This is a genomic window from Rhizobium sp. 10PS4 (genome assembly GCF_032464805.1).
GTDB classification, from domain to species: Bacteria; Pseudomonadota; Alphaproteobacteria; order Rhizobiales; family Rhizobiaceae; genus Rhizobium; species Rhizobium laguerreae.
Genome location: NZ_JAWDIW010000003.1, coordinates 123,977 through 148,614 on the forward strand (window position 1 = coordinate 123,977; position 24,638 = coordinate 148,614).

19 protein-coding genes and 1 pseudogene are annotated in these 24,638 nt (G+C 60.3%); 3 read left to right on the forward strand and 17 right to left on the reverse strand.

Annotated features, from left to right (window positions below; all coding sequences use genetic code 11):
- Window positions 1–24: 24 nt before the first annotated feature.
- From RWJ89_RS06375 to RWJ89_RS06385, 3 genes are read right to left on the reverse strand one after another with little or no spacing between them, the layout of a single operon-like run.
- A complete protein-coding gene (locus tag RWJ89_RS06375; RefSeq protein ID WP_316030715.1) occupies window positions 25–615 on the reverse strand; it encodes a DUF4760 domain-containing protein in 591 nt (196 codons plus the stop codon).
- Window positions 612–1,052, reverse strand: a complete 441-nt coding sequence (locus tag RWJ89_RS06380) for a hypothetical protein (RefSeq protein WP_168282111.1) — start codon at window positions 1,050–1,052, stop codon at window positions 612–614. Before RWJ89_RS06380 ends, RWJ89_RS06375 begins: the two co-directional genes overlap by 4 nt.
- Window positions 1,039–5,703: a caspase family protein gene (locus tag RWJ89_RS06385; protein ID WP_316030716.1), complete on the reverse strand. Its 4,665-nt coding sequence runs from the start codon at window positions 5,701–5,703 to the stop codon at window positions 1,039–1,041. Before RWJ89_RS06385 ends, RWJ89_RS06380 begins: the two co-directional genes overlap by 14 nt.
- Between RWJ89_RS06385 and RWJ89_RS06390 the strand changes: the two genes are divergently transcribed.
- A complete protein-coding gene (locus tag RWJ89_RS06390; RefSeq protein ID WP_316030819.1) occupies window positions 5,676–5,951 on the forward strand; it encodes a hypothetical protein in 276 nt (91 codons plus the stop codon). The two genes, RWJ89_RS06385 and RWJ89_RS06390, sit on opposite strands and share 28 nt — an antisense overlap.
- Window positions 5,952–6,114: 163 nt before the next feature.
- On the opposite strand, the gene RWJ89_RS06395 is transcribed toward RWJ89_RS06390, so the two are convergent.
- The 5 genes from RWJ89_RS06395 to RWJ89_RS06415 all read right to left on the reverse strand — a co-directional run bounded on the left by RWJ89_RS06395 (window position 6,115) and on the right by RWJ89_RS06415 (window position 12,147).
- Entirely contained in the window at window positions 6,115–7,329 is a 1,215-nt protein-coding gene (locus RWJ89_RS06395) for an MFS transporter (RefSeq protein WP_221945190.1), read from the reverse strand.
- A gap of 174 nt (window positions 7,330–7,503) precedes the next feature.
- Window positions 7,504–8,997, reverse strand: coding sequence for a sulfatase (locus tag RWJ89_RS06400; protein ID WP_316030717.1), 1,494 nt, complete (start codon window positions 8,995–8,997; stop codon window positions 7,504–7,506).
- 38 nt (window positions 8,998–9,035) lie between these two features.
- Window positions 9,036–9,893, reverse strand: coding sequence for a carbohydrate ABC transporter permease (locus RWJ89_RS06405; RefSeq protein ID WP_131662338.1), 858 nt, complete (start codon window positions 9,891–9,893; stop codon window positions 9,036–9,038).
- Window positions 9,890–10,852 carry a carbohydrate ABC transporter permease gene (locus RWJ89_RS06410; RefSeq protein ID WP_316030718.1) on the reverse strand — a complete coding sequence of 321 codons (963 nt, stop codon included), beginning with the start codon at window positions 10,850–10,852 and terminating at the stop codon, window positions 9,890–9,892. The genes RWJ89_RS06405 and RWJ89_RS06410 overlap by 4 nt, the downstream gene beginning before the upstream one ends.
- A gap of 2 nt (window positions 10,853–10,854) precedes the next feature.
- Window positions 10,855–12,147: an ABC transporter substrate-binding protein gene (locus RWJ89_RS06415; RefSeq protein WP_316030719.1), complete on the reverse strand. Its 1,293-nt coding sequence runs from the start codon at window positions 12,145–12,147 to the stop codon at window positions 10,855–10,857.
- Between the two features lie 243 nt (window positions 12,148–12,390).
- On the opposite strand from RWJ89_RS06415, the gene RWJ89_RS06420 reads away from it, so the two are divergent.
- Window positions 12,391–13,299 (forward strand): LysR family transcriptional regulator, encoded by a 909-nt coding sequence (locus RWJ89_RS06420; RefSeq protein ID WP_316030720.1) that lies wholly within the window; start codon window positions 12,391–12,393, stop codon window positions 13,297–13,299.
- Here RWJ89_RS06420 and RWJ89_RS06425 read toward each other — a convergent pair whose 3' ends face one another.
- From RWJ89_RS06425 to RWJ89_RS06465, 9 genes and pseudogenes are all read right to left on the reverse strand, one after another.
- On the reverse strand, window positions 13,300–13,782 hold the full coding sequence (locus RWJ89_RS06425) for a GNAT family N-acetyltransferase (protein WP_316030721.1): 483 nt from the start codon (window positions 13,780–13,782) through the stop codon (window positions 13,300–13,302). It abuts the gene before it with no gap.
- A 76-nt stretch (window positions 13,783–13,858) separates the two neighbouring features.
- Window positions 13,859–15,064, reverse strand: coding sequence for a 3-oxoadipyl-CoA thiolase (gene pcaF / locus RWJ89_RS06430; RefSeq protein WP_316030722.1), 1,206 nt, complete (start codon window positions 15,062–15,064; stop codon window positions 13,859–13,861).
- A 9-nt stretch (window positions 15,065–15,073) separates the two neighbouring features.
- Window positions 15,074–15,778 carry a CoA transferase subunit B gene (locus RWJ89_RS06435; protein WP_168286826.1) on the reverse strand — a complete coding sequence of 235 codons (705 nt, stop codon included), beginning with the start codon at window positions 15,776–15,778 and terminating at the stop codon, window positions 15,074–15,076.
- A complete protein-coding gene (locus RWJ89_RS06440) occupies window positions 15,775–16,482 on the reverse strand; it encodes a 3-oxoacid CoA-transferase subunit A (RefSeq protein WP_131662345.1) in 708 nt (235 codons plus the stop codon). The genes RWJ89_RS06435 and RWJ89_RS06440 overlap by 4 nt, the downstream gene beginning before the upstream one ends.
- Before the next feature lie 245 nt (window positions 16,483–16,727).
- Window positions 16,728–17,036, reverse strand: a pseudogene (locus RWJ89_RS06445) (hypothetical protein); the annotation flags it as partial.
- A 242-nt stretch (window positions 17,037–17,278) separates the two neighbouring features.
- On the reverse strand, window positions 17,279–18,463 hold the full coding sequence (locus RWJ89_RS06450; RefSeq protein ID WP_131662346.1) for a hypothetical protein: 1,185 nt from the start codon (window positions 18,461–18,463) through the stop codon (window positions 17,279–17,281).
- A 44-nt stretch (window positions 18,464–18,507) separates the two neighbouring features.
- Window positions 18,508–19,251: a TfuA-like protein gene (locus RWJ89_RS06455; protein WP_025397826.1), complete on the reverse strand. Its 744-nt coding sequence runs from the start codon at window positions 19,249–19,251 to the stop codon at window positions 18,508–18,510.
- A gap of 9 nt (window positions 19,252–19,260) precedes the next feature.
- Entirely contained in the window at window positions 19,261–20,439 is a 1,179-nt protein-coding gene (locus RWJ89_RS06460) for a YcaO-like family protein (protein ID WP_316030814.1), read from the reverse strand.
- 25 nt (window positions 20,440–20,464) lie between these two features.
- Complete coding sequence (locus RWJ89_RS06465) at window positions 20,465–23,539, reverse strand: ATP-binding protein (RefSeq protein WP_025397824.1); 3,075 nt, start codon at window positions 23,537–23,539, stop codon at window positions 20,465–20,467.
- Window positions 23,540–23,876: 337 nt separating this feature from the next.
- Between RWJ89_RS06465 and RWJ89_RS06470 the strand changes: the two genes are divergently transcribed.
- Entirely contained in the window at window positions 23,877–24,635 is a 759-nt protein-coding gene (locus tag RWJ89_RS06470; protein WP_025397823.1) for an IclR family transcriptional regulator domain-containing protein, read from the forward strand.
- The last annotated feature ends 3 nt before the right edge of the window (window positions 24,636–24,638 follow it).

Genomic DNA, 24,638 nt, shown 5'->3' on the forward strand with positions numbered 1-24,638 from the left:
GAAAGAGCGAGATTCGCATGGTGTTTAATCCCGGCCAGCAGGATTGAGTTCCCGAGAGAGCTCGACAAGTGTCACGCCCCGGCCTGGCAATGTTTCCTTGTTATTGTCGATGTAAGCACCATAAACCTCAAGGAAAGACTGCACAGTATCATTGAAGAAGACTGCCGTTGTTTCCTTGGAGCAGAGTGACGCATTCACGCAAAGAGCAAGCCGGTTGAAGAAATAGACGACTTCCCTGACTTGCTCCTGGCGCGCAGGCTCCTGCGCAATCTGACGGTTTAAGGACTGCAACAGATTATCCATGGCATGCCCGCCTGTGTCAGCCCTCCTCTTGTCGCCGACCGGGATCGTCTCAAGGAACGTTGAATAAAACTGGCGAAGTTCGCCGTAGGCTTGCCGATAGCCTTGCGTTTCCCAGGTCTCGATGAGAGTGAGCGTATATTTCGTGCGATCCATCTCCTTCTTCTCGATGTACTCGAAAACCGCCCAGAAGATACCGCCTATCGCGCTGACGAAGGTCAAAACGGCAACGATGCTGCTCAGAAACGACCAGCCGGCTTCCGAAACATTTAAGAAAGAGAGCCCGACCCGCCGCTTGGATGATGGCTGGCTCATGGCTTGCAATTCTCCACCAGATCGAACCGCACCGACGGATCAATCGTACCTTCGTGCCCATCCAGCAATCGCTTGAGGCAAACAAGGCTTGCCTCATCGAAGATGTAGACCGATCGTAGCTCGCGCTGGTTCCGCGCGCTGGATTCGCTTCCGAGTGATAAAAGCCCAGGCATCCGATCCAGACCGCGACGTTCGCGCCCGTCATCGCCAGCACAGGCGGAGAGATCGACCTCCGTATTGCTCGTTTCCGAGCTTCGAGCAGTTGAAAGAAACTTTTCATAGTCCTGACGGAAGCAATTTGCCCGCACTCCATCCAGCTCGACGACCTCGTCACAGATGAGGCACGCAGCACCGGAGGCGGCAGGTGCGAGAAGCAGCATGGCAGCTGCTAGGATCGCAACCGTTCTATAGGCGTTGCGAAATCTAAAAAAGGGCATAGTCCCCCACCAGTCGGCTGTTGATGATCCAGGGTGTCTGCTTGCCGCCGCTCGCAGCGAAAACCAGCGTCTTGACGCCGCGATACAGTTCGGAGGCCTCGATGCGACCATTGTGGTTGTGGTCATAACGATCACGTTCTTTCCCGAGGACGGTAACGATCGCGTTGGTGAACAGGCCCCCCACCTCGCGGCGCCCGAGCGACTCCTGTCGCCCCTTCGCAGCGGCGAGAACGGTGAGATTGGATCTAAGGGCGGCGAGGCTGTTGGCGAGATCGTCGTTGGTGGTGAAAGACCCGGTCCCCGCGGCGCCGGAGTGGCAGGCGTCAAGAAGGATGGTGATGCGCGCTTCGGTCCTTTCGAACAGCGCCGCCAGCCGGTCGAAAGGCAAGGCTGTGTGTTCGAGATCCGTTGGATCGGTGGCCGAGGTCGCGAAAAAGAAACGCCCATTGCGGTCCTGCATGCCATGGCCGGCCAGAAACAGGACCGCGTGGTCCCCACGCGCCAGCCCGTCCAGCAGTCGCGCAGTCGCCTCCAGTATGGCCTCGGGTGTGGCACGCCTGTCCTTCGGCCCTACCTCGCCGCGGAACGGTGGCTCTTTGCCAAGCGGCTCGGTCAGCGTTCCGAGCACCGCGCCTGCATCGCGCAGAGGGTAGTTGAGCGAGCGCAGTCGCTCGTCCTCGTAAGTATTCACGCCGATGACGAGCGCGCGGGTGATCGCGCGGCGCGCAAGAGGCTCGCCGAGATCAGCGGATACCGGGAGGCTCGCCAGACCCGCAGAATTGAATCCGATGACGGACACCCAACGCGCGTCCTTAAGCCTCTCGAACGACACTGCATTTCCGACGGTGGCAGCATCAACCGTTTCGGTCAGGACACCGTCCTGAAAAACGGACATATGCACCGTCTCAGCCGGATCGAAGTGCAATACCGCTCTTACGCGACTGCCGTTTTCCTCGAGCGCGATCTCGCCTGTCAACGACGGCGGTACGCCCACCTCGGCGGCAGCCTCCGGCGTCTGCCCGCGATCAAGAACGGCGCGCGCCAGATCTGGGACCAGGCGCGCTGTGCCAAACCGGTCGAGACTATACTGTCCAACCCTACCGGGAAACTTCAGATCGATGAGGGTGGCGGCCTCGGCTGTCGCGTCGTAGTAATAGTCCTTGGTCCAGACCGCGATCTCGTCGTCGGCGATGCGCCCGGACAGGAGCGATTGCCTATCGTCCAGAATGGCGTGAATGTAGAAGTTGCCGTCAGAATTAAGTTGCACCGCATGGCGACGGTCTTTGGTCAACCAGGCATCGACGAGGAGGTCGCCATTCGGAAGATTCTCGCCGATCCAGAGGAATTTCTGTGTTGCGCGGTCACGCACAGTCATGACGCCGTTGCCGGGCGCATAGGTCAGCAGAAGGTCGTCATTGGCTTTGATACGAAAAGGGTGCTCGTACCACAGACGATGGGCATTGTTTTCGAAGAAAAATGCGCCTTCCGCCTGAAGTGACGCACTCGCCGCCGGCGCGGGGCGCGCGATATCCATGACGTAAAGGGCAGCATAGGGCCTGAGGCTCCCGAACGTCGCGCCCGCAACACACTCCGCACGTGCCACCCATACCGCCCCGCGAGACGTGCGGACCGTCGAGACCTCGACAACATCGCGAGGCGCTAACAGCGAACCCGTGCCCCCCGTGCTTGAGGATTCTCCGAGTAGAAGATGTTCACAGTCGGAGATGGGACCCTCGTCCCCGACGGGCAGAGCCCAGTCGAAGCGCCAGCCCGCACGCTCCGCCTCGCGGCGGAAGCGCCCCATCGCCTCTGCGGATCGTTTCAGCCGCTGGTCACGATCAAGCGCGTGAAGGGCGTTATTCTCACCTGCGGCGTAGGACTCGACGAGGCGCTCACCGTCGACCATTGGATCGAGCGCGACGCCGAGGCGCAAGAGTTGTTCGGGCAAGGCAGCGGCGAGAGGTGTGTCGTTGCCGGCTCTGGTGGAGCCTTGGTCGTTCGATGCCACGGCCGCATCGATCATGACTGCCTGAAGCTCAATTTTGCCCAGTGTGCGCGACAGGCTTTCCGTAAAATCGCGTGGGCGGCGGCTATCGGCGTCCGCGACCTCCCAGTCTTCCCAGGTACTGGTCGTCCTGAAGCCGCCGGCAACATCGAATTCCCGAGCGACACTGACGGGCGACACCATGCCAAGCGACCAGAACATATGAAAATGAAGGGGAACCGTCTCGCCACCTTGAGAACTATAAGCGCCGGAAGAATTCGCGATCGAGGCGTAATCAGGGTTCTGGAGCGCACCAACGCGGTAGCCGGCGCCACCCCAAATGGCGTAGGCGGCATTCTCCAGATCGATCGCCACGCGCGTTTGACCGCGTTCCGCCGTGCAGCAAGACGGCCCGGTAATCTGTTCACGTATGCGCAAATGGTCGCCGAAGGTGGAGGAAAAATTCACCTCTGCCCAAGGCGCGAGCGTGGTGAAGACGACACTGTCACCGAGCGCCCAGCGAAGGTCGCCGGCATCCGCCGTCGCGGCCGTATGCCCATCGACCATGTCGACGATGTCGAGCCGGCCATTATGCTCAACGCCGATGAAGCGGTGGGTCGGCGAGATCTGCAGGTGTGTGCCTGCCCGCTCGACGATCTCCGTCCCGCTTGCCGCATCCAGCAGAAGAAAGCGGGTATCGTTGAGGAGGATGCGACGGGAGAATTTAGGGATGTCGATGCTATGTGTGAACGCCGCGCGGCCCTCGGCGGTGTTGAGGACGATCTCGGCGGGGGCCGGTGCGATTTCGAGCCGCTCTGACGCTTCCTTCAGAACGATCTCCTCCTCGCAGGCGCGCAGATAAGCCACCAATGAGACGGATAGATTCAAAGGCCCCGCTTGCAGCGGAATGGTTGAAACTGAACCACTCGCCGCGGCGCCACGCGTCGCCAGAGCGACCATGGCGCGTGTCCTGCCGAGACCGGTTTTGATCGCGAACGGATTGGGCGCGGCAGGACCCAACGCTACATGCCCCTTACCTTTAAAACGGACGGGCTGTTCTGCTTTGACCACGAACCAAACCGGTATGCGATCTTCGAGCGTGTTGCCCGACCACTCGATCGCAAAGCTGTTTCCGGCGCGCAGCGGTCCCTGCTTTGGGAGTGCCCATTGGAATTTTTCGGCCAGACGCCGGAGCGTCTCCTTCTCCTCGTCGCATGACCCGCCGAGCCTGCGAGCGGCTTGTTTCACGCGGGCCTGGAAGCCCTCCAGTGTCTCGCCCTCGTGCCACCCGACCGCTCCATCGACGATCGGTCCCGGTCCACGGGTGGGTGGAGGTGCTAAACTCGCCTTCCGGCCATCGAAAACGCCGCTCCTTGCGGCTGCGTGGGGTTTGGGCGAGCCCTTTTCGGACTTCAGGAAACATGCCCCGCCGCTCGGGTTGAACGTATAGGCCTGGCACATGTCGGTTTCCGAGCAGATCGCGATACAGCCGCCTTCCGTCAGGCCACGCAGAAGCGGATCGGCCAGCCCATGTCGAATGTCATTGCCGGCAAGATCCGTGTTCGGCTGCGAGGTCCACGTTCCTTCGGACATCGTGACCTCGGCCAGCTCGTCGGCAAGGCGGGAGAACCGTCCAGGGAAGGGATCCTGGCCGCTACGGAGTCTGGCGAGGAGGGTAGCACATGCCTTTCCAACCCGGTCGTATTCGGGGCCGAATTGCGCGAGACCGAAGGACATCGACCATGTCCCCAACTTGAGGTTCAACGATCGCCCGGAGGAAAGGCGGGCGATGAGCGCTGCATCACGACCGGCATCGAGGACCGGTCTTTTGCGGATGCCATCGAGAGGAAGCATTGCCTCAGGGCCTCGATCCACCGTCAGACCCGCGCTAGAGACCGACGGTGTCGAGTAGCCCGCCACCTCTTCTAAATCAAGGACCACACCGACTTCGGCATCGCAGGCAAGACGAAGGCAGACTTTGCTGTAGCCGGTGGACGCGCAGATTTTGCTGCCGATCCCCGTGTCGTCCGGCTGCCACGGCGGCAAGGCCGCATTGCCGACAACCGGGCCTGTCCCATGGGAGAGCTCCTCCTCCATGTTGACGGCATGTGCCTCGCGGATCGATGCCGGCGCTTCCCAGCTCCGATCCGCCGCCCAGGCCGCCATCGCAGCCATGGTCGCTTGGTCTGCCTGCCCATTCACCGGCTCCGAATAGTAGCCGAGCCGTGAGAGGGCCGTTTGAACGCGACGAACAGTCCCATCTTCTGGACCAGAGCCTGGACGATCCTGTTCTGCAACCTGTCCCTGCGCGCGTTCAGCTTCCAGGGAATTGAGATGCGCGACACGGAGGGTTGTTGGAGCCTCCCATCCCCGATCGCGTGCCCACGCTGCTACCGAACTCCACGTGTCAGGCCCGGCATCTCCGTCGATCGGACCGTGATAGTAACCGAGTGCTTCCAGAGCACGCTGCAGGCGTTGCACTTGCGTTCCTGTCAGCTGTGACCGAAAAGTCGGCATCGGTTTAGACGTTAGGCGACCAGCCTCGGGCGGCGCAGCATCACGTGTGACGCCGTCGGTCAAGCTCCTGATGATGTCGAGTGGAGACTGCGACAGAGCCGGCTGCGACAGCAACATGATACATGCCAGAGCAATCCCCATTACCCTCATTGCTGCAGCATGGCCCCCAGCCAAAAGTTAATAAAGAGTATACTGCCGAAGAACTGAGGGTTCCTCAAGTGAATATTTCAGGACTGGTGCGTCTTACCCGTTACCGCCCTAGCAGAGCGCGTCGCCGCAGCGTCCACTACTACACGAATACGAGCTCGGCTTTCGCCGGCATCAAGTTATTCCTTGCCTTTGAACACTTTGTTCTTTCGGCATCCAGAATGGCGCTCGATGCCAGCGGATGTGAATGATCGCAGTCCGGCTGGTCCTCGTCCATTTGTTACGGTGGAGGCGAATGTGCCGCCTGCGGTGTTGGCGATTTGGCGGCAAGAATCGCGACGATGCGAAAACCTTGAGTGGGCGTTCGCCGACGTCCACTCTCGATATCGCCTGTGAGGATTGGCAAGGCGCTCGTTATGGCGCCACGCCGAAGGCCGGCTGTGGTTTCTGGCGGGCGAGAGGCGGGAATGCCAGCGCTATCGCCGCGGCCCCCAGCCCGACCATCGCGGAGCCGATGAACAGCCAGGAATAATTGGCGAAAGTGTCGAATATCCAGCCGCCGATCAGAGGGCCGAACGCCATGCCGAGGCTGGAGAGCATCGTCGCTGCGCCCAAGACGGTACCGATGATGCGCTGGCCGAAATATTCCCGCGCCAGCACCGCATAAAGCGGCATCACGCCGCCATAGGCGCTGCCGAAGACGATGGCGAGCGCGTAGAATTCGCCGAGCCGGCTGACGAAGAGATAGGTCGCGAGCGCTGCCGCTTGCACCAGCAGGCCGGCGACCAGCACCGGCTTCACGCCGATCCTGTCGGCAAGGCTGCCATAGAGCAGCCGGCCGCCCAACCCCGCCAGACCCTCGACGCTGTAGATGCTGACGGCCGCCATAGGTGCCACGCCGCAGATCGTCGCATAGCTCACCATGTGGAAGATCGGACCGGAATGCGCCGCACAGCAGGCAAAGAAGGTCAGGCCAAGCACGATGAATTGCGGCGATCGGAAGACTTTCGACAGTTGCGGCCGGGCGCCGTCGGCCGCGAACGCGGTTCCGGTATCGGTGGTCTCGGCAGGTGGGCGCCTGACCAGCAGCGCGGCCGGCACCAGCAGCACCCAGGCGGCAACACCGATGATCAGCATTGCCGGCCGCCATTCATAGGCCGAGATCAGCCAACGCGCGAAGGGTGAGATGGTCATCGGCGCAACGCCCATGCCGGCGGAGACGAGCGACACCGCAAGGCCGCGGTTTTCGTCGAACCAGGCGGTCGTCGCCGCGATCATCGGCGCGAAGAACGTGCTGGCCGCGAGTCCGACAAGGATGCCGTAGGTCAGCTGGAACTGCAGCAGGGTTTCGGCCCGGCTCGCCAGCACCAGCGCCAGGCCGAGCAGAACGGAGCCTATCAGCACGACCACGCGCGGGCCGAAGCGGTCGCTTGCCGCCCCCCAGAAGAAGCCGCCGAAACCCATGACGATGAAGTTCAGCGTCATCGCGCTCGCGATACCGACACGCGACCAGCCGGTCGCCGTTGCAATCGGCTCCTGAAAGATCGCCAACGAGAACATCGCGCCGAGCGCAACGCATGTCATCAATGCGCCCGCAGCGACGATGACCCAACGATAGGAAACACCCATGGCTTCATAACCTCCATGCCGACAGAGTGACCGCGACGCATGCGGCAAACCTACCGCACTTTACGCCTGCGATCTCAAGACGTTTGGGCCGCGGCGGATTCGACAGCGCATTCACATCTTTTTTAAGTGTCAAACCGGCAATGGCCCTATCGGCGCAGCGGCCCTCATCTGCAGCTAGTCCAACCCCAGTCTCTGAAACAGCTCGGCCGGCGCGCCGTACTGCTCGATGACTTGCCGCATCAGATGCGACATTCGTCCCCGCTCTTCGGGCCGGTCGTGCCAGAGGTCGCGCTTTTGCCTTGGATCATTGCGTCGATCGTATAGCAGCGGCTGGCTGTCCAGGTTCCGCCGGTCTCCGGGGCGGTCGGGGGTGATGGGAATTTTCCATTGCGGCATGTCGATACCGGGAATGTAGTGTCCATGATCGACCGGCTTGTCCTGCGGCTCGATGGTGGTGGGCACCATGGTCGAGTAGGCGTAAAGCGGTTTCTCGCGATCTGGCGGCTGGATCAGCGTCCATTCGCCATCGGTGCAGCAGATGCCTTGCCCGAATGTCCCGTAAATGACGGCGTTCCGCGCGTTGCTGGTATCTCCCTTGAGAAGCGGCAGAAATGAATGCGAGTGCGTCTGTCGCGGCGGCTCGACGCCGGCGATCGCCAGGATCGACGCGAAGAGGTCGACGGTCGACGTCAGATTTTGAATCGCGCCGCCATTGGCTTGGAAGCCGGGGTGCCAGACGAGCAGCGGAATGTTCGCGTGGCTGTCGAAATGCGGGAATTGCTTGCCATAGCCGCCGCGTTCGCCGAGATCATGTCCGTGATCGGTAGTGACGATAATGGCCGTGTCGTCCCAGAGCTGGAGTTCGTCCAGGGTGGTGAACAGCTTGCCCAGCCACCGGTCCGTCATCGTCAGCTTGGCGCCATATTGGGAGCGAACGAAAGCCAGTTCCTCGGGGCTCGCCTGGCTCATGAACTCCGCCTGGCGTGCCGCATCCTGATAGGGCGGCCACAGCGTGAAGCGGTCGCGTGCCGCGCCGTCGCCGTACATCGATGCATAGGGCTCCGGCACATCGAAGGGCTCATGCACGTCGAAGGACTCGACCTGCAGGAAGAACGGCTTTCCGGTCTTCGGCTTGGCGAGCCATTCGCTGGCCGATGTCATCACCTTGGCGGGAAAGAAATCGGCCTCGTCGTTGAAGTTCGCGACATTGGAGAAGTAGCGGTGACCATAGCCCGGTCGCCACTTCTCGATATTGTGCGCCCATTGCGGCAGATCCGCCTCCGGCACGAGCGGTTGCCAGAAATCCAACTCGTGCCCTCGAATGAATTCCGCACCCTGGAAGCTCTGGATGTAGCCGTTCGCCGACTCCTCCCAGTAGTGATAGTGATCGGTGACGATCGCGGTTGTGTAACCCGCACTCTCCAGAAGTTTCGGCAGACGAAGGTCGAAGGGTTCGAGCGGTCCCCAAGGACGCCATTGCATGCCGCTGAAGCCGGCAAAAATCTCACGCCGCGCCGGCATGCAGGGCAGGCTGCCAACGAAGTGATTGTCGAAACGCCAGGCCTTTTGGGCGAAAGACTGGAGGTTCGGCGTCGCGAACTCGGTTCCGCCATAGGCCGAAAGAGCATTGCGGTTAACGCTGTCGATAAGCACGAGGATGATGTTCATGGGAGGACCTTCGATGTTCGTTCGAGGCGTTCACACCGCTACAGCTTCACTGCACCGGCCGCGAGATCGGAGACGAGCTTTCGCTGAAGCAGCATGAAAAGGACAAGCGTGGGCAGCGTCGAAATCACCGATGCCGTCATCACCAGATTCCATTGGGTGGTGTATTCGCCGAAAAAGCCGGCAAGCCCGACCGGCACGGTTTTGTTTTCGTCCGCTGTCATCAGTGTCAGGGCAAACAGAAATTCATCCCACGCCGACACGAAGGCGTTGACCGCGACCGTCACCACACCCGGCCAAGCGATCGGCAGAATGACCTTGAAGATGATCTGGATCGTCGAAGCGCCGTCGAGCTTGGCTGCCTCATCGAGATCCTGGGGAATTGTGTCGAGATAGCCGAGAAGCAGATAGATGGCGAATGGCAGGTTCATCGCCGTATAGGACAGAACCAGGCTCAGCGGATTGTTGATCAAGCCCACGGCGAAAAACATCGAGTAAAGCGGTGTGATCAGGATCACGTAGGGAAACAGCTGCGTGCAGATCACCAGGATCAGCAGTAGGCCGCGGCCGCGGAAATCGCGGTTGCGCGAAAAGCCATAGGCGGTGATCAGCGAGATGGTAACGGCCGCAACAGTCGAGATCGTGCAGACGACGAGGCTGTTTCTGAGGTAGTTCGGGAACGGCGAATTCTGAAGGAGGGTGTAGTAGTTTTCCAGGGTGACGCTGGTGAACAGCTGAAAGGTCCGGGTGAAGATTTCCTTGTCCGGGCGGAAGGAAATCAGCACCACCCAAATGAAGGGGAACGCCAAAATCAGCAGCAGGCCGAGACCCAGAATGACGGTGATCAGGTCCCTGGCGAACCTGATATGACGCGCTCGATGCGTCATTGAAACATTCATGGCGACGCTCCCCGTTTCCTGCGGGAGAGAACCCCGAGGTAGATGAGCGCGAAGGCGAACATCATCAGGCTCATGAGAACGCCGATGGCGGCACCCTCGCCGACGCGATAGTCGACAAACGAGACCGTATACATCTTCGTTGCCAGAACCTGTGTGTAGTCGCCCGGCCCTCCTCGGGTGGCGAGCCAGACATAGACGAAATTGTTGAAGGTCCAGATCGTCGTCAGCAGCGCGACGACCGCGATCACCGGCTTCAGCATCGGCAGGATGATGCGCAAATGGATCTGAAACTCCGACGCGCCGTCGATGCGGGCGGCCTCCCTGAGTTCCCTCGGAATCGACTGCAGCGCCGCGAGGAAGGTGATGATGACGAAAGGGAGCTCGCGCCAGATCAACATGGTTTCGACCGCGCCCCAGACCGTCGACGTCCTGGAAAGGAACGGAATTCCCCTGTCGATGAGCCCAGTCGACAGGAGAAACTGGTTGACCGCGCCATAGCGCGGGTCAAGCAGCCACTTCCATGCGGCGACGGCGACGACCGGCGGCGTTACGAATGGAACAAGGACCAGCGACCGGACGAGCCAGCCGATGCGCCACCTGGCGAAGACCTCGGCGTTGAGAAGGATCGCCAGCGCAAGTCCGAGTGCCAATCGAATGACGACCGTCACGAATGTCAGCAGGAAAGCCGTGTTGAACAACGCGCCGGCAATTCCTTCATCCTTGAGGACGGTGGCGAAGTTGGCAAAACCGACCCACCGACCCTCCTTTCCCAGATCGAAAAGGCTGAGGTCCTGAAAGCTGAGCGCGATATTGTAGAATGCCGGGCCGGCGAAAAAGATTGCCAGGATGAGCATCGCCGGCATGACCAGGCCGTAAGGCTCGAAATGCCAACTCCGGAATGATCCTCGTCTTTCGGCGCGCTTGGCCAGCGCGCCGTCCGGGTTTGCGGAAACAGACATGGTCAGCCCTTGCCGCGGGCGAGCAAGTCGTTGAGCTCCTTGATGATGACATCCGCAGCCTCATCGGGATTGCGCTGCCCGGAGAACACGGCGCCAAACTCACGATTGATGAGGGCTGTCATGCTCGACACCTTGATCGGGGACGAGATGTAGCGCTCGAAGGTCTGCGCCAACGGAAGCATCGTCACATAGCCCTGCTCGGCCGGTGGAAACTGGAGCTGTGAAAGCAGCGACTTCTGCGAGGGATACTGGTTATAGGTTTTGAAGGTCTCGGGGCCGACCAGATATTTGACGAACTCCCAGGCCTCCTTCTGATGCTTGGTGTTGGGATTGATGCCCAGCGCACGTCCGCCAAGATGGGAGATGCGCTTTTCCGTCCCTTTCGGGATCGGTGCCGTCAGCAGCGGCTTGTCCGATTGTTTCTGGGCGGCCCTGAAGGTTTGCGGCGGAAAGAAAGTGATTGCACAATCGCCTCGTCCGAGCCCGCCGATCAGCTCCGGATCGCCCCACGCATTCACGGTGATGAGGTTTTCGGGCGCGGTTCCGTCCACGAAAAACTGGTTGAAATAGTTCATCGCCGCCGCCAGTTGCTCCGGCGTCACCGACACCTTCCATTTCCCCGGGCTCTCCTCCGTGACCAGGGTCGAGCCGTTGCTCCAGAGGTAATAATTCACAAGCGTCCACATGCCGCTGTCGGGTGCGCTGCCTGCGGGGAAGCAGAAACCGTATTGTTCAGTTTCGCCACCTTCGGTGGTCAATCTCTTGGCAGCTGCCGCAAGATCGTCCCAGCTATCCGGAAAGCTTGAGACACCTGTTGCCTGCAGGAGATCCGGGCGATAGGCCATTGAGAATGTATCTGCCGTCCATGGCAGGCCGAAGATTTTGCCGTCGAGGGTGGCGAGGTCGAGAGCCAGAAAATCGTCGGTGCCGGCTCCCGGCGCATTCGATTGGATGAGAGGACTAAGATCGAGAAGCAGCTTCGATCGCGCCAGATCACGCGTCCACACGAAAGCCAGCTGCTGAACATCCGGTCCCGCACCGGCGGGAATTTCGCGCGCCAACTGGGCAAGCGTATCGCCGCCCGACATCGTCTCCAATTTGACCTGCACATCAGGATGACCGGAGTTCCAGGCGTCGACGGCGGCAATCAGGCCTTGAATTTCGGTCGGGGGATCGAATTGACGGAACGTCAGCTGGACCTTTTCCTGCGCTGCCGATGGAACGATCGCAAAGATCATCGACACCGCCGTCGTCGCGGCGAAAATCAACGGCCGGCCTATGCCATTTTTAAACATCGGTTCCTCCTCCTTCTATCCCCATCCCGCGCCCCGATTTCCTTGTCGAAGGCTTATTCTTGTGTAGAGCGCCCGTCGAGAACGTGCTCATGAGCGCGAAATTCCCTTCCATTGGGGGCTTTCGCAGCACTTGGCACGCTCGAATTAATCTACTATTGTTGTGTACAATGTGGCGCAGATGGCGCTGAGGTCAAATGCAAACATGCTATATGTTATGCGTATTTCGCATAGGGAGAGAGACGAATGCGGGAGCTACGCCAATTCGTCGAAGTGGCAAACCAGCGATCGATCTCGCGTGCCGCCAAGAAGCTGAATATTTCGCAGCCGGCGCTTTCCCGCGCCATCCGCCAACTCGAAGACAGCTACGGTGTTCCGCTGTTCAACAGGACCGGAGCCGGCGTCGAATTGAGCGTTTACGGTTCAGCCCTTTACAGCCGGGCGGTGCGGATACTGCCGGCGCTCGATGAAGCGAAAGAAGAGATCGAACATCTTCAGGGCCGCGCCAAGGCCGTTATTCGCATAGCCACCGGCGACCTTTGGGGGCTCGTCATATTGCCGGGGATCATAAGAGCCTTCAGCCGGACGCATCCGGGTGTCGTCGTCCACGTCGAGATAGCCGATGACGGCACACGTTTCGAAGGGATGCGGCACGGCGTCTACGATCTCGTCTTCGGAACGCTGTCCTACAAATATGAAGCCGTCATGCAGGTCGAGTTCGAAACGCTGGCAAGACAGGCGACCTACATCTATTGCAACAAGGATCACCATTTGGCCAAAGCGGCGACGGTCACCCTCGATGATCTTCTGCGTCAGCGCTGGATCAGCCCCGGCTACGGAGACGATGAAGGACCTGGTCAACTCGAGCGTCAGACCCGGGACTTTGCCGTACGTGTGGACTCCATGCTGCAGGCTCTCTTGATCATGCAGGGTTCGCCGCTGGTAATGGCCGCCTCCAGCGGTTTCGAGAAATTATTCGATGGGTTCGGGATCAGACCCGTGATGTTCCAGGACCACGGCCGGGTACAGGAATCGGGTGCGATCTATTTTCCGCGCGCACTCGAAAAATCTCCGGTCCGCGATTTCCTGCGCTTGGTGCGTGGTTCGATGCCGTTGTTGGCGTTGCCTGAATTCTCGCTCACCGAAACTGCATGATCAAAGCGTGCGAAACATCACCAATGCGTCGACGTAACCCTCGGTGGGATGAAGGAAAACACCAGGAAGCCGGCCGACGGTATCGAAGCCCAGAGATTGCCACAGCGCCACCGCGCGTTCGTTGCTGCTGACGACGAAATTGAACTGCATCGCCCGAAAGCCCCGCGAGCGGGCATGCTCCAGGGAATGCTCATGCATCAGCCGGGCGACGCCACGGCCGCTGGCCGCGGCATCGGTCATGTAGCCGCAATTGCAGACATGCCGTCCGCCGCCTGCCTGATTGGCCTTGATGTAATAGGTGCCGAGGATCACGCCGTCCTCTTCGGCGACGAAGGTCTCGCGGTCCGGTCCCATCCAGTAGGCCAGCGCATCGGCTTCGCTCAGATCGCGATCAAGCGCATAGGTTTCACCGGCGCGGATCGTCGGACCGATGATCCTCCAGATGGCGCTTCGATGGTTCTTGTCTGCGGGTCGGATCAGCATGCCCGATCTCTAACCAAACCGGGCGCCCCGCGCAACGGGTCGGCAGCGTCCGGCAATAGCTGGAAGCGTCCCGACCTCAAATTCTTTCAAGAGCTATCGCAATCCCCTGCCCGACGCCGATGCACATGGTCGACAGCGAGTGTTTCCCGCCGGTCTCCAGAAGCTCGAGTGCCGCCGTGCCGGTGATGCGTGCACCCGACATGCCAAGCGGATGGCCGAGCGCGATCGCGCCGCCATTGCGGTTTACGCGTGCGTCATCATCGGCAATCCCGAGCGCGCGCAGCACCGCCAGCCCTTGGCTGGCAAAGGCCTCGTTGAGTTCGATCACGTCGAACTGCTCGGCGGTCATGCCGAGCCGTGCCATCAGCTTGCGCGAGGCCGGGATCGGCCCGACACCCATCACCCTTGGCGGAACCGCGGCAGCCGCGCCGCCGAGAATGCGGGCGATCGGCGTCAGGCCGTATTTCCGCGCCGCCGCTTCGGAAGCGACGATCAGTGCGGCCGCCCCGTCATTGACGCCGGAGGCATTGCCTGCTGTCACCGTGCCGCCTTCCTTCTTGAAAGGTGTGGCGAGTTTCGCCAGTGTTTCGATCGTCGTCGCGCGCGGATGCTCGTCCTTGTCGACGATAACAGCATCGCCCTTGCGCTGCGGGATGATCACCGCAGTGATCTCCTTCGCCAGGCGTCCGTTTGCCTGGGCGGCGGCGGCCTTCGCCTGGCTTCGCACGGCAAACGCATCCTGGTCTTCGCGGCTGACATGATAGTCTTCGGCAACATTCTCGCCGGTCTCCGGCATGGAATCGACGCCGTATTGCTTCTTCATCAGCGGGTTGACGAAGCGCCAGCCGATCGTCGTGTCGTGGATTTCAGCGGCGCGTGAAAAGGCCGTCTCGGCCTTCGGCATGACGAAGGGCGCGCGCGACATGCTTTCGACGCCACCCGCGACCATCAGCTCGGCCTCGCCGGAGCGGATGGCGCGTGCGGCCGTGATCACCGCATCCATGCCCGAGCCGCAGAGCCGGTTGATCGTCGTGCCGGGTACCGCGATCGGCAGGCCGGCCAGCAGCGCCGACATGCGCGCGACATTGCGGTTGTCCTCGCCCGCCTGGTTGGCGCAGCCGAAGATGACGTCATCGACAGCGTCCCAATCGACGGCGGCATTTCGTTGCATCAGCGCCTTCAGCGGAATTGCGCCGAGATCGTCGGCCCGCACCTGGGATAGCGAGCCGGCGAAGCGGCCGATCGGCGTTCTGACATAGTCGCAGATAAAGGCTTCGGTCATGGCTTTTCCTCAGAGTTTGGGGACAACAAGGTCGGCAACCGGGCCCTCGACATGCAGCGGCGCGCCGGTCATCGCCTGCAATTCCTCCTGCGACATCGCGGCCAGCTTCTCGCGCAGGACGAAACGTCCCTTGACGATGTCGATGACGGCATGGCTGGTATAAACGCGGGTGATGCAGGCGACGCCGGTCAGCGGGAAGGTGCATTTCTCCACCAGCTTGGGCTCGCCTGTCTTGGTGACGTGCTCGGTGATGACGCAGACCTGCTTGGCGCCGTGCACCAGGTCCATGGCGCCGCCGACGGCCGGCACGCCCTTGCTGCCAACCCGCCAGTTCGCAAGGTCGCCGCTCTGGGCAACCTGATAGGCGCCGAGGATCGCGACGTCGAGATGGCCGCCGCGCACCATGGCGAAGCTGTCGGCGTGATGGAAGAAGGCAGCACCCGGCTTCAGCGTCACCGCTTTCTTGCCGGCGTTGATCAGGTCCCAGTCCTCTTCCCCTGCCGCCGGCGGCTCGCCGAAATTCAGGATGCCGTTTTCGGTGTGGAAGATCGCCTGACGGCCGGGCGGCTGATAGCGGGCGACCATTTCGGGAAAACCGATTCCGAGGTTCACATAGGCGCCGTCGGCAATGTCCTGCGCGGCGCGCCAGGCGATCTGCGCATTGGAAAGCTTGATGTCTTCCCGGGTGTTGATGGGGCTGATATCGATGGTCATACGTAGGCCACTCCGGCTCGAATGAGCTCTTCTTCCTGCTGGGGATTGGGGACAGCGACGACGCGGTCGACGAAGATGCCTGGCGTCACCACCTGCTCGGGATCGATGCCGCCGGCCGGTACGATGGATGAGACCTGGACGATGGTCTTCGCCGCCGCCATGCACATCAGCGGATTGAAGTTGCGGCCGGCCTTGTTGTAGGTGAGATTGCCCTGAATATCGCCGATCGCAGCCTTCACGATCGCGAAGTCGGCCTTCAGCCAGCGCTCCTGCACATAATGGCGGCCGTCGAATTCGGCAATGACCTTGCCCTCGGCAAGCTCGGTGCCATAGGCGGTCGGCGTGTAGAAAGCCGGGATGCCGGCCCCGCCGGCGCGGATGCGCTCGGCCAGCGTTCCCTGCGGCACCAGTTCGAGCTCGATTTCGCCGGCCAGATATTTATCCGTGAAGGCGCGAGGGTCCGACGAACGCGGGAAAGAGCAGATCATCTTTCTGACCATGCCGGCATCGATCATCGCAGCGATGCCGATGCGCCCGTTGCCGGCATTGTTGTTGATCACGGTGAGGTTTTTGGAGCCCTTGTCGATCAAGGCGTGAATAAGCTCGATCGGCGCGCCCGAGCCACCAAAACCACCGATCATGACGGTCGCGCCATCCCCGATCTCAGAGACGGCTTCCGCCGTGCTCCCGACTGTCTTGTCCATGCGGGATCTCTCCTTGGCTAGATGCGGCCGGGAAGCTGATCCCGTCCTCCAGCGTCAGGCATAAGGCGCGGCGGACTGGACGGCAAGAAATTTGTGCGTTATTTGATTTTTGTTCATATATCGCACACAGAATAGACTGGCCTTTAAGTCCCAGATCAAGATTGACAGATATGCTGTTTGTTGTGCCGCTAGGATCGGAAAGGATTGAGGCTCATCTCGGCCTCAATCCGAGCATTGCTATCGATTCAATCACGAAGCCGTTGCGGCGCCAGCGATTGCGTCTGCGCATAGGCAAGCGGCGAACGGTTGCCAGGCAGGTTTTCGTCAAGGATCAGCGTTTTGATGTCGTCGGAGCGGACGTCGAGCGCGATCACTCGTTCGAGCTTGTCCAATGACCAGACGGAATAGCCGAGCGCCCGCGAATAGCCGCAATCGCATCCGCAGTCGTCGCGGGATATCTCTGTGGCCTTGACCGGGAGATACATGATCCGCGGCTTCGGCAGCTTGTAGCAATGACCCTCATAAGCATAACCATAGATCACGCCGATGCTGACCATCTGGACCTTGCCAGGATCGATCAGAATGTAACAGTTGCCCACCTTGAGCTTGATTTTGTCCGAACCGCTATCCTCGGTTGGCTTTACTTGAGCCCCTTGAGACGGATGAGCGTCTGTGCCGGGCTGACAAAATTCATTTCGCCCATAGAGACGGACCTCGCTGGGATTGAATGGCACTTTACCTGTTCCAATGAACGGAGTCTCAGAGCAGCAACTCATTTCCCCTCTCCTTTTCTGGCTCACCTCGAGCCGATAATTTCACGCCATGCAAAGTTTTCCTCTAATTGTGCGGCAGTCGATACATCCGCCGCCGAGATGATAGCCCGCGCGGCGTCCCTAAGCCGCATCGTGTCTGGATCCAAGCTATGAAGTGCTCCGCCGATCGCCCTTCCCACTGAATCCCTTGCCTTGGTCAGGGCCAGCTTGAAGAAGAGCGGTCGGTCCCGAAAGGCCGCCGCCGTCGATTGCCGGAACCAATCTAACTCATCCAGCGTCAGATCGCGAAGATCGACGGAGAGAAGACGGTGATCGGCGCAGCCGCTGGCAATCAACTCCCGGTGGTAGAGTTCAACGATCGCATCGAAGATCGCACCGAGGAAGGGCAAGGATCGGTCATGAACCTCGCTTGTGACTTCCGACATGCGCCGGAAGTTGGTCGCAAGGCGGATCTGCGTCTCCGGGCTTGTCTCGGCAAAGCGGTTGAGCTCGTTATAGAGAAGGAGGTTCCCCTTTGTCCTGCGCAGCAGGCGGTCGATGGCAGAATCGAAATGCAGGAACGAGATCAAGGATATGCTGTCCGACATGGCTTCGGAGAATGGAAAGAAATCTGCCTCACGAGAAAGAGTATTGGGAAGCCCCGTTTGCGAGAGCGTGATGAGATGACCGATCTCATGAGCGATCGTGTCGAAATTCAGCGCATAGGGAGATTGCTCGTCACCCACTTCCGAGTAACCGAGTTCGATGAAACCAAAGCCCGCTTGCGCGTTCTTCCACCGAACAAGGGGGACAATTTCAAGCCGCGGATAGAAATCAGAGAAGAACCAATGCATTGGTCGTGCGAGATAATTGCGCCAGACATCAAGAACGAAATGAATGCAAGCAAAGGCATGGGCGCCCAGGTAATCCCGCGATCTCGGGTCGAGGCTATCAAAGTGGCGATCCGGGCCTGACCGAACCGGCCGTCGTTGGGGACCACGGTATGGAGGTAAACCACCAAAACGATAAGGCTCCTTGTCGAACAGCGGATCCGCGACATACATCGACATGTCGCTAGGTCCATCACCGATCTCGTCAGGCAATATCGACAGCAAGACGCGATCTGGCTGCTCATATCCAAAGATAAAGGGCGGCTGAGGAAATATCCAGAATCGAGTCCCAAGACTGGGCTCAGACTTTCTAAGTGATATGTCAGGAGACAATTCCATAGCTCAACTACTCAGTTAGATGAGTTATATGGCAACAACTTAAATTAGTACTTGCTAATTAAATTGATGTCAATAGATCCAGCTTCAAGATCGCGCAGGAAGGTATTGGTTGCCGTAAAAGACAACCTCGCAGGCTTGTACTTCGACAAGCCTGGCGCCAACCGTAGGGCAAGGCGCGCATCGTCTTTCTTCTGTGCGATCAAATGGCTGCGTAGCAAGACCGATCTTTCCGCTGGCAATTGCGCTGCGGCGAGCACCTTTCGAACGGACCGCTCACGAAAATTAAGCCGTCGAGCTGCGGCGATACCTGCATCCATTTCGGATTTCGCAATCAGGCCACGTCGAAAGAGCGCGGTAAAACTGCGCTGCAGGTCCACCAGTGCTTCGGTCAAAGCAGTGAAGCCGAGTTCCGCGGGGCCGCATTCGACCGCGACTGCATCTTCCGCTGTCAGCGGCCAACGCCTGTACCATCGATAGATGAGACCGACACCGATCATTCCGAATGGATGCAGTTCGGCGGCCCGGAGCGCGCCCATGCTTGCAGCCCCGATCATCACGATACCCTGGGATAGCGCCCAGAGAATTTCCTTGTGACGCACAGCCGGCCTGTCCTCGAAAAGACCATCGATCAAGACCATCGCTTTCGGGCGAAATGCGTGAGCGGCAAGAATGATGTCTCCCTGCGAAACGGGCTGCAGGTAGATGGCGTCAAGAGTGCGTTGCGCGTCCGGCAAGCGGAGGGTCGGACCGAGAAAAACGAGTATTGGACCGTCCGCTTTCTGATCCATCCCGGACCCTCACCGCTCGACTGTAAAAGGGCGCATGCCCGCAAGTACCGTTCGCACGCAATGAATGTGCGGATTGTTCTCGGACGCGACTGGAACGGCGAGAACGGGGCCTAGACCGGCAGAAATGATCCTTTCCACGAGATCGGCAAGGCCGGCAACCGCGGGCAAAACGCCCACAAAATCGATCGATGGAGCACATTCACCAAGAATGAGATCGCGGGCATCGGCAAGCATAGCGCTGCTTGGTCTCGCATAGTGTTTCCGCGTCTGGTCGTCTCGCGCGCCGGATATTGCTCCGGCTCGGGCGGCCAGCGCTTCAAGTAACGCACCGAACGCCGCTTTATGAAGATCGAGACCGGCACAATAACCCTCCGTCGGGAGAGCCAATACGGGTTCGCCTTTGCCGGCTTCAATCGTCTGGCACCAGACGACCGGAATACGTGTCGGCGAAAGGGCGTACCAGAAGGCAGCCGATATTCCGAGTTTGGCCACGTGCGAGAGAACATCCTGAACTGCTGTGCCCAATTCCGATAAGGGCAGTCTCATCCGATCCATGAAGCCGTGGGTTTTGAATGCCCGGGCAATCGCATCCCGCTCTATGCATTCCAGCAACCCATGCCGCAACGCGCCAAAATCTGACCGATGGCATGCGAGGCCAGCTGTGGTGCACAGAAAAACGCCATCATGGCGTGGGGGCGGATCGGTATAAATCGTGTGCACAAGTTCAAACGGGATGGGCGCAGTAGCGCCGGTTGCCATATCAACACCCATGATCCAGTCGATCTCGCGTTCACGCCAATTCGTGCGGGAATCAGCAAGGCAGAAATCATCGAAGGAACCAGCGCCAACCTCTAGCCTTTCTGCAGTCGATAGGAAGACACGGGACGCGGGGATTGCCTCGGCGTAAAGGCGCTCGAACGATTCCATGACCGCTCCGATCGCGGCAGACGCTATGGACATCCCACGGCCGAGCGAGGTGACTTCCGACAATGCGGCCGGTCGTATGGCCTGAACGACCGGAAATCCGATTCGATCAAGGCCGGTCAGATCGGCGACGCGTGTGATCCCGGCTCGGCGGCTAAACGGCAGCAGGGAGCGGAAATAGGCCTCGGCGTCCCCAGGGTCCGGTTCCGGCGATACGAGAGACATGTTTCCGTTCATGATGTCGGCATAAAATGCCGAGAGCATTTCCCTCCCGTCTTCGGAATAAATTTCAGAGCTCGCCAGCAAGGCCAAGCTCCTTCGCCGATCGTTGCGACCGGTGCAGCAAGGCAACCGCACCTTGCTCTTGCGCAATGACGATCGCAGTCCTCAGATCCGGCAGGAGAGCCGGCTCTTCTACCTTGGCGCACGACAGCAGCAATGCGCGACGGCGGTGAAGCTCGGCCAACCAATAACCATGGCCTGTCGCATTCGCCTCCCGGATAGCTTCGGTGGCGACCTCGATCGCTGTTTGGTACTTCCGCGCCTGGCCGAGCATGGTCGCATGCATGTAGAGATAGATCGGCAGATCGGCGACGGTGCCGAGCTCTCTCAGAAGCGCCAAGCCTGCGCGGAAGATTTCGTGGCCGCGGGATAGGTTCTCAATGTGCGCAGTTGCCCATCCGCGAAAGAGCATCGCGAGTGCCGATAAGGATTGCAGTTCGTGCTTTTTCGCAAAATCGCCCATCCTGCCGGAAATTTCGATCAGGCGTGCATGGTCGTTGCGATAGAACGCCGATACCGCCTCGGTATCCAGCGAGTGCGACTTGCTCGGCATATGCGCAATCCGATCCACAAAAGCGACCATGTCTGCAAGTGCCTTGCTGGATTCTTCGGTCTGCCCCGTCAGCCAGAGCGACAGCGCTAGCTGTCCGAGACCACAAACCTTGGCATCATGGCCACCAAAGACATTACGGCTCGCCTTCGCTGCCTCATCGTCGTAGAGAGCAAGCCCCGCCCGTATCGCCTTTTGGGCCTCCCCCTGCCTTCCGACATTGAACTCGATTGCCCAGATCGAATGGTTGACCTGCAGTTCGATTTCGCGATCGGCGATTCCGGAGAGCATCGCCTGGACTTTACGGGCGCGGCTGTGCATCTCCATGAAGTTTTGCCCGGTCAACCACCAGCCCCAATAGAGTGGAAACCACTTGGGCTGATCTTCCTTCGGCTGACGGCGCGCGATCTCGACGCCTTTTTCGTAAAGGATTCGCGCCGGCGTCGAATTAGGTCCGACCGTTGCCGTCAGCAGCGGTCCGAGCACCGTCAACACCGAAAGGTGCAACTCATCGGAAACACCGTTGGGCATAGTCTCGCAAAGCGCTAGGGCTCGTTCGAGATGGTGGCGCGCCTCCACCATTGCCGATCGGCTGGCGTGCTCCATTCCGGCCCTCATGAACGACGAAACCGCATGCTCCGGAAGGCCGGCAGCCTCTGCATGCTCGGCAAGCGCACCCGCATCCAGCCAACCCGCGATGGCGCGATTGCCGTTCGCGGCCATGAACAGGCGTCGGTGGAGAAGCCGGCGTTGCGTTTTCAGCAGACCGTTGTAAATCGTCTCCTGGATCAAAGCGTGGCGAAAGCCGTAGGCGATGCCGCCATGGGCACGCACGCGGGTCAAAAATCCACTCTCGCATAAAGTTTCAGCAGCATGCAGGAGAGATTTCCTGCTTGCTTCCGGCAACAGTGGGCGGAGCAGCGAAACGGTAAAACGATCCCCTGCGACGGCCCCGGCGCGCGCCACATCCCTGGCGGAACCCAAATTCTCGAGCCGCGAATTCAAGATCCCCTCGAAGGCGGAAACATGGTTACGGGACGCATTTGCCGGCACGCTCATTGCATCTTCGGCAGCAGTCTCGAATGCCCATTGGCATATTTCCTCGATGAAAAGCGGTACGCCGCCGGATATGCGTTCGCTCACTTCAAGCAGCTGCGGCAACGCCTCCTGGCGATGGTTTGGCCATCGCGCGGCGATCGCCAGCCGCGTTTCGTCATGGTCGAGCGGGCCGAGCGAAATATGTCCTGGTTCGCCCTCGTCGAATAGGCTGGCATGGGGGTTCTCTCGGCTGGTGACGATCAGCAGTGCGGGAAGCGTCGGCACGAGCCGCGCCGCTTCGCGAAGCAGGTACTCGGACGTAGGATCGATCCAATGAATGTCCTCAACTGCAATGACCAGCGGTGTTTGTCCGCATATGACGCTCAACACTTTTGACAGCGCCTGCCGTGCGCTTTTCTGAATTGCCTTGGGAGAGCTGTCGGAGAAAGCTTCATTGCGCCCATCCGCGCCGAGCAAATGGGAAAATATGCCAATCACTTCCGGATCTTCGACACCATGGCGCGCGAACTGGGCGGCGACCGCGTCGACCGTCAGCCGCCCGCCATCCGCAGCATCGGAACGGCGCTGGGAAAAACTATTCACCAGCGGGTGAAGCGTCGAGCGAAACCCTCCCGGCAGGCATTGAAAGAACAGCGATCGGGCCGGCTGCGCATGGATCATGCGCCGGGCTTGCCGCAACAACCGCGACTTGCCGATGCCAGCCTGGCCTGTGATCGCAAGGACCTGGCCCTTGCCTCCGAGGGCCGCGCCCCAGGCCTTCTCTATTCGGTCAAGCTCCGTGACGCGGCCAACGAAGGTGCCGTCCAGCCTTCCGAATGCGTGGAAGCGGTCGAGCTCCCGTCTGTGGCCGATTGCTCTCCAGACATTTTCAGGCTCGGAGAAGCCTTTCAACATGCGTGTGCCTTCCGGAACGAAGGCGTGTGAGCGGCCGGCGAGGTTCCGGGTCTCTTCTGAAACCAGCACGCTGTCGGCTTCAGCGGCGGCCTCGAGCCGTGTCGCAAGCGCAAGTGCCGCGCCCGTGACCGGCTCATGTATCCAGTTCTGCAGCTGCGCATCCCGGATCAGGGCGACCGATGTCGCGACACCCACGCGCACGCGCAGATCGTCTCGATCAAGTTCACGGGCGAGGCGCTGACAGGCTTTCACGATTCCAACGCCGGCACGGATCGCAGCTGACGCGGCATCCCTCGGTCCAAGCTCGATCGGGAAAATCGCAACTCCACCGTCCCCGGCTTCGACGCGGACGACACCGGAATGTGTCGTAATCGCTTGCCGCGCCGCCTGCTGGAAGGCGGCGATCATATCCTGATAGTCCTCGATATCCATCAGATTGAAGAGATTGGTGGAGCCGATCAGGTCATAGCACAATGCAGTCACGACCCGCCGCTCGCCGCCATGTTGGGAAGAACGGCTATCGTCGCTCGAAACGTCTGTGGATCGCCCCTGCTTATCGATTGGCGTGTCGCGACTCATAAGCGGCTCCTGCCTTCCGAGTATCGATAATCACGCTATTTCGGGCGATCATATCACGGCTTATCCGGGTTGTCGGCTGGGAATGTGGGAGGTGTTTCCAACGAAATCGTCAACGCTGCAGCTGTAACCCCCGCTACGAACATTCAGCGCGCCGATATGACACCTGCGGTGTCTGGCTGACTGCGCCATCGCTCTGATGAGCACTGGATCTAGCTAGGCCAAATCTATTGGCGCAAAATGCCCAAATCAAATAAGGATCGGTTCCAAGTGACGCAGAGAAACTGTCGTTAGAAAACTGCGCAAGCGCCAAACCAAAAGAGCATCAATAACCCGACCCATGCGCGAAACGGATTTTGTCAGCGGCTTTGCCCGCGGCCTGAAGGTGATCGAAGCTTTCGGTGAAACGCGGCAGCGGCTTTCGATTGCCGAGGCCTCGAAGCTGACGGAGCTTGACCGCGCCACCGTGCGCCGCTCGCTGCTGACGCTCGCCGAGCTTGGATATGCCGATTATGACGGCAAGTTCTTCACGCTGACGCCAAAGATCCTGCGTCTTGGCCACGCCTACCTCGCGGCGACGCCGCTGCCGGCGCTGTTGCAGCCGCATCTCGATCATCTCTCGGAAAAGGCTGGCCAGAGCGCCTCGGCCTCGGTGCTCGACGGCACCGACATCGTCTATATCGCCCGCGCCTCGCAGCGCCGCGTCATGTCGATCAACCTCACCACCGGCAGCCGCCTGCCCGCCTACTGCGCCTCGATGGGCCGCGTGCTGCTCGCTGCCCTTAGCGAGAGCGAGGCGCGCGCGATCCTTGCTCGCAGCGAACTGAAGCAAAACACAGCGAATACGAAGACCAAGCCGGACGAGCTGATCGCCGAATTCCGCCGGGTCCGCACTGAGGGTTACGCCATCATCGACCAGGAGCTGGAGCTCGGCCTCTGCTCCATCGCCGTGCCTGTCGACAACGAGCGCGGCGAAACGGTCGCGGCGATCAATATCGGCGCGCCGGCCGCCCTCGTCCCGGCCGCGGAGATGAAGGACCGCTATCTGCCGCTGCTGAAGGAAACACAGGCCGCCCTGCGGCCGCTGTTGCGGCGCTGACAG

What these genes read in the sequence shown, in the direction of transcription:
- RWJ89_RS06375 (WP_316030715.1), bottom strand. Translation starts at nt 615, where the DNA reads ATGAGCCAGCCATCATCCAAGCGGCGGGTCGGGCTCTCTTTCTTAAAT.
- RWJ89_RS06380 (WP_168282111.1), bottom strand. Translation starts at nt 1,052, where the DNA reads ATGCCCTTTTTTAGATTTCGCAACGCCTATAGAACGGTTGCGATCCTA.
- RWJ89_RS06390 (WP_316030819.1), top strand. Translation starts at nt 5,676, where the DNA reads ATGCCAGAGCAATCCCCATTACCCTCATTGCTGCAGCATGGCCCCCAG.
- RWJ89_RS06385 (WP_316030716.1), bottom strand. Translation starts at nt 5,703, where the DNA reads ATGAGGGTAATGGGGATTGCTCTGGCATGTATCATGTTGCTGTCGCAG.
- RWJ89_RS06395 (WP_221945190.1), bottom strand. Translation starts at nt 7,329, where the DNA reads ATGGGTGTTTCCTATCGTTGGGTCATCGTCGCTGCGGGCGCATTGATG.
- RWJ89_RS06400 (WP_316030717.1), bottom strand. Translation starts at nt 8,997, where the DNA reads ATGAACATCATCCTCGTGCTTATCGACAGCGTTAACCGCAATGCTCTT.
- RWJ89_RS06405 (WP_131662338.1), bottom strand. Translation starts at nt 9,893, where the DNA reads ATGAATGTTTCAATGACGCATCGAGCGCGTCATATCAGGTTCGCCAGG.
- RWJ89_RS06410 (WP_316030718.1), bottom strand. Translation starts at nt 10,852, where the DNA reads ATGTCTGTTTCCGCAAACCCGGACGGCGCGCTGGCCAAGCGCGCCGAA.
- RWJ89_RS06415 (WP_316030719.1), bottom strand. Translation starts at nt 12,147, where the DNA reads ATGTTTAAAAATGGCATAGGCCGGCCGTTGATTTTCGCCGCGACGACG.
- RWJ89_RS06420 (WP_316030720.1), top strand. Translation starts at nt 12,391, where the DNA reads ATGCGGGAGCTACGCCAATTCGTCGAAGTGGCAAACCAGCGATCGATC.
- RWJ89_RS06425 (WP_316030721.1), bottom strand. Translation starts at nt 13,782, where the DNA reads ATGCTGATCCGACCCGCAGACAAGAACCATCGAAGCGCCATCTGGAGG.
- pcaF (WP_316030722.1), bottom strand. Translation starts at nt 15,064, where the DNA reads ATGACCGAAGCCTTTATCTGCGACTATGTCAGAACGCCGATCGGCCGC.
- RWJ89_RS06435 (WP_168286826.1), bottom strand. Translation starts at nt 15,778, where the DNA reads ATGACCATCGATATCAGCCCCATCAACACCCGGGAAGACATCAAGCTT.
- RWJ89_RS06440 (WP_131662345.1), bottom strand. Translation starts at nt 16,482, where the DNA reads ATGGACAAGACAGTCGGGAGCACGGCGGAAGCCGTCTCTGAGATCGGG.
- RWJ89_RS06450 (WP_131662346.1), bottom strand. Translation starts at nt 18,463, where the DNA reads ATGGAATTGTCTCCTGACATATCACTTAGAAAGTCTGAGCCCAGTCTT.
- RWJ89_RS06455 (WP_025397826.1), bottom strand. Translation starts at nt 19,251, where the DNA reads ATGGATCAGAAAGCGGACGGTCCAATACTCGTTTTTCTCGGTCCGACC.
- RWJ89_RS06460 (WP_316030814.1), bottom strand. Translation starts at nt 20,439, where the DNA reads ATGCTCTCGGCATTTTATGCCGACATCATGAACGGAAACATGTCTCTC.
- RWJ89_RS06465 (WP_025397824.1), bottom strand. Translation starts at nt 23,539, where the DNA reads ATGAGTCGCGACACGCCAATCGATAAGCAGGGGCGATCCACAGACGTT.
- RWJ89_RS06470 (WP_025397823.1), top strand. Translation starts at nt 23,877, where the DNA reads ATGCGCGAAACGGATTTTGTCAGCGGCTTTGCCCGCGGCCTGAAGGTG.